The sequence below is a fragment of the Streptomyces sp. NPDC047974 genome (assembly GCF_040653375.1).
GTDB lineage: Bacteria > Actinomycetota > Actinomycetes > Streptomycetales > Streptomycetaceae > Streptomyces.
In genome coordinates this window covers 694,340-695,673 of sequence record NZ_JBEZNU010000001.1, presented here as the reverse complement: position 1 = coordinate 695,673, position 1,334 = coordinate 694,340, and the positions used below count along the sequence as shown (strand labels likewise).

Here is a 1,334-nt window from a genome sequence, read left to right as displayed (position 1 = left end):
CAGGAAGAGAAAACAACCGTGATTCCGGGAGTAGTGGCGAGCGAAACCGGATGAGGCCAAACCGTATGCGTGTGATACCCGGCAGGGGTTGCGCATGCGGGGTTGTGGGATCTCTCTTCTGTTGTCTGCCGGCAACAGGACGAGTCAGAAACCGTTGATGTAGTCGAAGGACATGCGAAAGGTCCGGCGTAGAGGGTAAGACCCCCGTAGACGAAACATTAGCGGCTCGTTTGAGAGACACCCAAGTAGCACGGGGCCCGAGAAATCCCGTGTGAATCTGGCGGGACCACCCGCTAAGCCTAAATATTCCCTGGTGACCGATAGCGGATAGTACCGTGAGGGAATGGTGAAAAGTACCGCGGGAGCGGAGTGAAATAGTACCTGAAACCGTGTGCCTACAAGCCGTGGGAGCGTCGGATGCAAGCTTGCTTGTATCTCGTGACTGCGTGCCTTTTGAAGAATGAGCCTGCGAGTTTGCGGTGTGTTGCGAGGTTAACCCGTGTGGGGAAGCCGTAGCGAAAGCGAGTCCGAATAGGGCGTTTCAGTAGCACGCTCAAGACCCGAAGCGGAGTGATCTAGCCATGGGCAGGTTGAAGCGGAGGTAAGACTTCGTGGAGGACCGAACCCACCAGGGTTGAAAACCTGGGGGATGACCTGTGGTTAGGGGTGAAAGGCCAATCAAACTCCGTGATAGCTGGTTCTCCCCGAAATGCATTTAGGTGCAGCGTCGTGTGTTTCTTGCCGGAGGTAGAGCACTGGATAGGCGATGGGCCCTACCGGGTTACTGACCTTAGCCAAACTCCGAATGCCGGTAAGTGAGAGCACGGCAGTGAGACTGTGGGGGATAAGCTCCATGGTCGAGAGGGAAACAGCCCAGAGCATCGACTAAGGCCCCTAAGCGTACGCTAAGTGGGAAAGGATGTGGAGTCGCAGAGACAACCAGGAGGTTGGCTTAGAAGCAGCCACCCTTGAAAGAGTGCGTAATAGCTCACTGGTCAAGTGATTCCGCGCCGACAATGTAGCGGGGCTCAAGCGTACCGCCGAAGTCGTGTCATTGCAGCAATAGGGCCAACGCCCGCTGTGATGGGTAGGGGAGCGTCGTGTGCCGGGTGAAGCAGCCGCGGAAGCGAGTTGTGGACGGTTCACGAGTGAGAATGCAGGCATGAGTAGCGATACACACGTGAGAAACGTGTGCGCCGATTGACTAAGGGTTCCTGGGTCAAGCTGATCTGCCCAGGGTAAGTCGGGACCTAAGGCGAGGCCGACAGGCGTAGTCGATGGACAACCGGTTGATATTCCGGTACCCGCTTTGAAACGCCCAATATCGAGCCCTC

General features: G+C 56.5%; 1 other annotated feature (cut by both window edges).

Features of this window, described 5'->3' with window-relative positions:
• Positions 1–1,334 (top strand) — a sequence feature (mutual gap in cmsearch alignment for this rRNA model is longer than 100) (it extends past both window edges: 222 nt to the left, 1,493 nt to the right).